Below are 7,147 nucleotides of genomic sequence, written 5' to 3' on the forward strand. Positions count from 1 at the left end.
CGAATCTCAGCGCATTGCGCTGGGATTCATCATAGTTTGAAATTCATTTACCCTATTTACCTATCATTAGGAGTTTTATCAATGTTTGACCGTAGCAATACTTTGGATAAAGTTGATCCGGATTTATGGGCAGCCATTCAAAAAGAGGATGAGCGTCAGGAACAGCATATCGAATTAATCGCTTCTGAAAACTACACTAGCCCTGCGGTGATGCAGGCTCAAGGCTCACAATTAACCAATAAATACGCTGAGGGTTACCCTGGCAAGCGCTACTATGGTGGTTGTGAGTATGTCGATATTGTTGAACAATTAGCGATCGATCGTTTAAAGCAGCTCTTTGGCGCTGAAGCGGCTAACGTTCAGCCTAACTCAGGTTCGCAAGCCAATCAGGGAGTTTATTTGGCAGTGCTACAGCCGGGCGATACCGTTTTAGGTATGAGCTTAGCTGAGGGTGGCCACTTGACGCACGGTGCGCCGGTTAATGCCTCTGGTAAGCTCTACAACTTTGTGCATTACGGTCTAAATGATAAGGAAGAGATTGATTACGATGAGCTTGAGCGTTTAGCACAAGAGCATAAGCCTAAATTGATTGTGGGCGGTGCCTCTGCCTATGCCTTAAAAATCGATTTTGAGCGCATGGCTAAAATTGCCAAGGATTGTGGCGCCTACTTTATGGTAGATATTGCGCATTACGCTGGTTTAGTGGTTTCAGGTCAGTATCCTAACCCCGTACCGCACGCCGACTTTGTGACCTCAACAACGCACAAGTCGCTACGTGGTCCTCGTGGTGGTGTGATCATGATGAAAGCTGAGCATGAGAAAAAAATTAATTCAGCGATTTTCCCGGGTCTTCAAGGTGGTCCATTGATGCACGTGATCGCTGGTAAAGCGGTTGCATTCAAGGAGGCGATGGCGCCTGAGTTCAAGGCGTGGGGCGAGCAGGTAATTAAAAACGCCAAGGTGCTTGCCGACACCTTAACTGCACGTGGTCTACGTATCGTCTCAGGCCGCACCGAGAGCCATGTGATGCTAGTGGATTTACGTAGCAAGGGAATTACTGGTAAGGTAGCCGAAGAGGCTTTAGGTAAAGCGCATATTACGGTTAATAAAAACGCCATTCCTAATGATCCAGAAACACCGTTTGTTACCAGTGGTATTCGTATTGGTTCACCTGCGATTACGACACGCGGCTTTAAAGAGGCTGAAGCTGAGCTTACGGCTAATCTGATCGCTGATGTGTTGGAGCATCCGCATGATGAGGCTTTCCTTGAGGAAGTGCGCGCCAAGGTTAACGCCTTGACGGCGAAGTTCCCCGTGTACAAATAAGCAGCAACACGCAGCTTTTAATACAGCTCATCTTGGGGTAAAACGCAAGGTGAGCTGATTCTGTACAGTTATGAAATGTCCTTTTTGCGGTAAGACAGATACTCAGGTCGTTGACTCTCGTTGGCAAGACGAGGGTAGAGTGATTCGTCGACGTCGTCGTTGTCCTGATTGCGAAAAGCGATTCACCACCTTTGAACGAGTCGAAAAGGTGATGCCGATGGTAGTTAAGCGCGACGGTAGACGAATCGAGTTTGACTTATCAAAGCTTGAAGCCAGTATGAATATGGCCTTACGTAAGCGGCCGGTTAGCACGGAGGCGCGTGAGAATGCACTGCAGGCCATTCAGGATGCTGTCTTTAATATGGGCGAAAAGGAAATTAGCACTGAGACCGTGGGTGAACTGGTGATGCAAACGCTTAAGGAGCTGGATCAGGTGGCTTATGTGCGTTTTGCTTCGGTCTATCAGAGCTTTGAGCATATTGATGAATTTGTTAAGGCCATTAGCGAGATGCAGGGTCAAAAGCATGGCATCACCAAACTAAAGCATCATGAATCCAAGTCCTGAGGCACTGCTACGACAGCAAGATGAGCAATGGATGCGAGAGGCTATCCAACTTGCTCACTCTGCGCTTTATATTACCTCACCGAATCCTCGCGTCGCCTGTCTGATTGTGCGAGACGGTCGGGTGGTGGGTAAAGGCTGCACCCAAGCGGTCGGTCAGGATCATGCGGAAGTGCAGGCAATCAAAGATGCTAAGGCTCGAGTGCCTGCGGAGGCGTTACGGGGCGCCACTTTTTACGTGACGCTGGAGCCATGTAGTCACTATGGTCGTACACCACCGTGTGTGGACGCGGTGATTGCATGCCAGCCTGCTCGGGTGGTCATTGCGATGCGTGATCCCAATCCCTTAGTGGCTGGGCGTAGTATCACCAAAATGCAGCAAGCGGGGATTGAGGTGCGTAGTGGTATCCTGGCAGAAGAAGCATTGGCGCTGAACCCCGGCTTTATTTCGCGGATGGTGACTAAGCGCCCATGGTTGCGTAGCAAAATAGCTTGCTCCATGGACGCTAAAGTCGCCCTTGCCGACGGTGAGTCGAAGTGGATTACTGCCGCAGCAGCGCGTGCTGATGGTCAGCATTGGCGTGCCCGTAGTTGCGTCGTTTTAACCGGTATCGGTACGGTGTTGGCAGATGATCCTTTATTAAATGTACGTGCAGTAGAGACACCACGTCAACCGATTCGAGCGGTGATTGATCGTCGCTTCATCATCGATGAAAAGGCGGCATTATTTAATGGTGACCCGGTTTGGTTGTTTGTGGAAGACAGAGCCTTAACGGCAGCGGAGCAGCAAAAAGAGGCGCGCTTAGTGCAGGAGAAAAATGCACGGCTGATTAAGATACCGTTGAGTAATAGCGATGGCGCTAGCGAGGCATTGGATTTACACGCTGTGATGGCGTATCTGGCGGACAATGAGATAAATGAAGTGCATTTAGAAGCGGGTCCGCGATTAAATGCGGCCTTTCTAGAGGCAAATTTAATGGATGAAGTGCTCATGTATATGGCACCAAAAATCATCGGTCCAGGCAGAGAGGCATTTGCGCTATCACCTTTGCAACGCTTAAGTGAGGCCAGGCAAATGGTGTTTTTTGAACAACAGCTTGTGGGCACGGATATACGTTTAAGCGCACGGGATGCACAACGTTGGCAAGCAATGTTGGCAGCGATTTCTGAATAGGTTAAAGGGATGTTTACAGGGATAATTACAGGAATTGGTCAAATTACTAAGGTCACGCCCTTAGGGCATGAGGGTGATAAGGATAGCGGTGTGCGTGTGCATATCAATGCCAATGGCTTTGATTTAAGTCGCACTAAGCTGGGCGATTCAATCGCTATACAAGGTGCGTGTATGACCGTGGTGGCTTTTGATGAAAAAAGCTTTGAGGTCGAAGTGTCGCGTGAGTCCCTTAATAAAACGGTCGGTTTGGATCGTATCGGTGAGGTCAACCTGGAGCATGCCATGCGTCTGGGTGATAGCTTAGACGGGCATATCGTCGCTGGTCACGTGGATGGTAAGGGGCTGGTAAATAGCTTTCAGCCAGTCGGTGAGTCGCATGAGCTGAAACTAGAAATACCTGCTGCACTGAGTAAGTACCTGGCCTATAAAGGCTCTGTGCTCGTTAATGGCGTCAGTCTGACGGTCAACTCTGTGCATGATCTACCCTCCGGTGGCTGCGAGATTAGTATTAATTTAATCCCTCATACCTTGGAAGTCACTACCCTCAAGCACTTACAAAAGGGTGCCGAGGTAAATATTGAGGTGGATTTATTAGCGCGCTACGTGGAAAGAATTTTAAGCTTATCCCCTAGCGATGGTGCGATTGATATTCATGAAAAGGCGTTTTTTAATTGTCGATCGTAGTGTTAGGTGATATAATTCTTGGCTTAATGTCATTATCATCTGATATGATGGTATAGATAGGATTGGTGGCCGAGTGGCTGAAGGCGCACGCTTGGAAAGCGTGTATACGGAGACGTATCGAGGGTTCGAATCCCTCTCAATCCGCCAAAGAATTTATACAAGCAACGTTAAAGTTGCTTAGAAACTTATAAAAACCCCGCTAAAACAAAGGCTTAGCGGGGTTTTTTGTATTTAAAACAGTTGTATAAGTTGCTTGAATATGTTAAGTAGCACGGTTTGAAAGACGGTATAAATCACGGTATATTTTGTATTTAAGATTTTTTTTGTTAATTTATACCGTAATTAATATGCTTACTGTCAAGAAAATAAATAGCCTTGAGACTCGCCCCAAACCTTATAAAGTTACTGATGCTAATGGACTGTATTTATTTATTCACCCGAACGGATCACAATACTGGCGTTATGACTACAAATTCGATTCAAAGCGCAAAACGCTATCCTATGGTGTTTATCCCAAGGTCTCGCTAGCATAGGCTCGTCAAAAACACGCTGAAGCTAAGGGTCAATTGCAACAGGGTGTGAGCCCTGCACAAGCAAAAAAGGAAAAGCAATTAGCGATTAAACATACTTTTTATCATGTTGCTGAAGAGTGGTATCAAATATGGCGACAAGGCAAAAATGAAAAATATCAACTAAACAGCTGGACTCGACTCAATAATAATGTTTTTCCACTCATAGGACATCTTTTTGTAGCTGATTTAAAGCCCTCTCACTTCAAGTCGCTTATTAACGACTTAGTCGAAAAAGGCGTTTATGACATCGCTAAACGTACGTTACTGACATGTAAACAAATTATGCGGTATGCCTACGTACAAGAGTACATAGCGTTTAACCCAACCAGTGAGATACAGCCAAGGGATATTATTCCAAAGAGAAAGAAAAGAAACTATGCACGGGTTACAGAACAAGAGTTACCTAAATTAATTGCTGATATTAATGGCTACTACGGGAGTGAAATTACTGTTCTAGCTATTAAGTTGATGATGCATACGTTTGTTAGAACTAGCACGCTCATTCAAGCCACATGGGACGAAGTGCAATGGGATAAAAAGCAGTGGGTCATTCCGGCGAAACGAATGAAAAAAGAACGTCAATATATCGTGCCTTTAAGTCAGCAAGTAATGAGCCTACTTAAACAGCTTCATAAGCTTAGCGGTGATGGTGAGAAGTTTTTCCCTCATGAACGGTATGGACATCGTAGCCACATTAGTAATAACACTGTTCTATATGCGCTGTACAGAATGGGCTACAAGGGACGCATGACCGGGCATGGTTTTAGAGGCGTCGCATCAACAATACTGCATGAGCAAGGTTTTGATAGCGATCACATTGAACTACAACTAGCGCATGATGAAGATAACGAGGTCAAGGCGGCTTACAACTATGCATTATATCTAGAGCAACGCACAGAAATGATGCAATGGTGGTCAGATTATCTTGTAAGTTTAGAAACCTTAGAAACCTAAAGTGAAAAGACTAAAAATATAGAGGTTACCAAGGTTACCAGGTTACCTTATCTATCTATATAGTTATATTTATATGTATATCAATAACTTACCTATATATGCAATAGATAAAAAGGTAACCTTTTCAGTGCAAAAGGTAACCTTGGTAACCTCCATTTCTTTATTTTAATTCAATATTTTGGATTTATATTGGACATAGGTGCTTCCCTGAACGCTAAATTAAATCATCAATACTCTTCACACTTGGACTATCAGCCCATGACAGTAAACAGTGACATAGGTTACTATGTTTTATGGTCAGATTTCTAAAATATTAGAATTATTTCGTAACGTTTTACTATATAGATTGAAAACTAAATATCGTGTTACGTTATTTTGATGAGTAAATTTATGACTTTAGAGAATGACACTAAAAGACCCGTGGGGAGACCCCGTAAGTACGCCAATCAGGCGGAGAGGCAACGGGCTTATCGACAGCGATTAAGAGACCGGCGCTTAAAGGTGGTGCAACGCATCGAGCCGATTAAGAGTCCGCTTCGACCAGGTGACTACGCAATCACCCCACCGAAATGCGCTTGTTGTGATGGTGAACAAGATAGTGCTGTAGAGGTAACCATCTAAGATAATCACGTGACGAAATGACTAGGCCTCCCTGCTTTTCTACACATAGAAGACAGGACACAGAGGGAACGACTAGTGAAACGTTAATAATCAAGCTGACCGGCCGGAACAGACGGCAGAAAATAGACTGGACGCTATATGTGATCCAGTCTGCTTTGGTAAGTACTCTTTGATAAAATAAGAGTATTGATTAAAGCAAAGGAGTTTTATTATGAAACACCGCCATTTAAACCATGAAGACTTCACCTTAGCCGCTATTGATGACATTATTTCTCGTGGTGATGGTAATGATTGGATTGCATTAGGTTTAGAGTTAAAAAAAAATCCATCAACCATAATCTCAAAAATAAAAAAAGTCAGTGAACATCGTTTAAGCGATCCTTACGAACAACGTTATCATTTTTGGAGTTCCTATGCCAAAGCAAAAGAATCAAATGCCTGATTGGGAGCAAGTTCTCTCAGCTTCTGCGCATTTGCAAGAAATTCTACCCGAGGCTGTATTAGTGGGTGGAACAGCGAGTGTTATCTATGCAGGACATAGGCTCTCTTCTGATGCAGACCATATACTGACTGATTTAAAAACTCATTTTGATGAGGTGCTTGAACAGTTGGAAAGTGTAGCTGGATGGAAAACGGCCAGATTGAAACGGCCAGTTTTAATCTTAGGGGGTTTAGATGGCATTGAGACAGGTGTCAGACAATTGATACGCCAAGCACCTTTAGAAAAGCAGGAGCTTTTATTGAAGGGTAATAAGATTACTCTGCCTACCCCTCATGAAATGCTACGAATCAAGGGGATTCTAATCTTAAAGAGAAATGCTACTAGAGATTACCTAGACTTCGCAGCTCTTTCAAAATACCTAGGACAGTCAGAAACTCAAAAGGCACTTGCTCCAATGAATATTCTCTATGAAAGTGATGACAAAATCGTATTACAACAATTAATGGCACAACTAGCCAACCCCTTACCATATGACTTGGATGATGTTGACTTATCAGAGTACAAATCAATCTCAGATGAATGGAAAAGTTGGGAGCATGTCAAAGAACAAGCAATTAAAGTTTCTCATTGGATTCTAGATAATGAATTGGAGAGAGAGAGTTTAGAAGAAGATTTAGAGCGTTAATCAGTTAACCTCAAAATCAACCTGAACAAGATATAGAACGATAACTGCTTCATCTTTTCACAAATCAAAACCGCCAGTTTAAAAACTAGGCGGTTTTTTTATGTTTGCCCAGCGAGGTTGGCAAACC

Annotated in this window: 9 protein-coding genes and 1 tRNA gene; all 10 read left to right on the top strand. The window is 44.1% G+C overall.

Annotated features, from left to right (window positions below; all coding sequences use genetic code 11):
• The first annotated feature begins 81 nt into the window (after positions 1-81).
• The 10 genes from glyA to HMPREF3179_RS11705 all read left to right on the top strand — a co-directional run bounded on the left by glyA (position 82) and on the right by HMPREF3179_RS11705 (position 7,020).
• Positions 82-1,326 carry a serine hydroxymethyltransferase gene (glyA, locus tag HMPREF3179_RS11670; RefSeq protein ID WP_018025620.1) on the top strand — a complete coding sequence of 415 codons (1,245 nt, stop codon included), beginning with the start codon at positions 82-84 and terminating at the stop codon, positions 1,324-1,326.
• A 70-nt stretch (positions 1,327-1,396) separates the two neighbouring features.
• Positions 1,397-1,891 (top strand): transcriptional regulator NrdR, encoded by a 495-nt coding sequence (gene nrdR / locus HMPREF3179_RS11675; protein WP_018025621.1) that lies wholly within the window; start codon positions 1,397-1,399, stop codon positions 1,889-1,891.
• On the top strand, positions 1,875-3,062 hold the full coding sequence (gene ribD, locus HMPREF3179_RS11680) for a bifunctional diaminohydroxyphosphoribosylaminopyrimidine deaminase/5-amino-6-(5-phosphoribosylamino)uracil reductase RibD (RefSeq protein WP_083290389.1): 1,188 nt from the start codon (positions 1,875-1,877) through the stop codon (positions 3,060-3,062). The genes nrdR and ribD overlap by 17 nt, the downstream gene beginning before the upstream one ends.
• Before the next feature lie 9 nt (positions 3,063-3,071).
• Complete coding sequence (locus tag HMPREF3179_RS11685) at positions 3,072-3,746, top strand: riboflavin synthase (protein ID WP_070471365.1); 675 nt, start codon at positions 3,072-3,074, stop codon at positions 3,744-3,746.
• Between the two features lie 59 nt (positions 3,747-3,805).
• A tRNA-Ser gene (locus tag HMPREF3179_RS11690) sits at positions 3,806-3,893 on the top strand.
• Positions 3,894-4,093: 200 nt separating this feature from the next.
• Positions 4,094-4,279, top strand: coding sequence for an Arm DNA-binding domain-containing protein (locus tag HMPREF3179_RS12670; protein WP_083290765.1), 186 nt, complete (start codon positions 4,094-4,096; stop codon positions 4,277-4,279).
• Between the two features lie 45 nt (positions 4,280-4,324).
• Positions 4,325-5,272, top strand: a complete 948-nt coding sequence (locus HMPREF3179_RS11695; RefSeq protein ID WP_141743476.1) for a tyrosine-type recombinase/integrase — start codon at positions 4,325-4,327, stop codon at positions 5,270-5,272.
• A gap of 390 nt (positions 5,273-5,662) precedes the next feature.
• Positions 5,663-5,893, top strand: a complete 231-nt coding sequence (locus HMPREF3179_RS12160; protein WP_141743477.1) for a hypothetical protein — start codon at positions 5,663-5,665, stop codon at positions 5,891-5,893.
• Positions 5,894-6,104: 211 nt separating this feature from the next.
• On the top strand, positions 6,105-6,335 hold the full coding sequence (locus tag HMPREF3179_RS11700; protein WP_018027463.1) for a hypothetical protein: 231 nt from the start codon (positions 6,105-6,107) through the stop codon (positions 6,333-6,335).
• The gene (locus HMPREF3179_RS11705) at positions 6,307-7,020 is read left to right on the top strand and encodes a hypothetical protein (RefSeq protein WP_070471367.1); all 714 of its coding nucleotides are present in this window, start codon (positions 6,307-6,309) and stop codon (positions 7,018-7,020) included. The genes HMPREF3179_RS11700 and HMPREF3179_RS11705 overlap by 29 nt, the downstream gene beginning before the upstream one ends.
• The last annotated feature ends 127 nt before the right edge of the window (positions 7,021-7,147 follow it).

This window comes from Oligella sp. HMSC09E12 (assembly GCF_001808505.1).
Lineage (GTDB): Bacteria > Pseudomonadota > Gammaproteobacteria > Burkholderiales > Burkholderiaceae_B > Oligella > Oligella urethralis.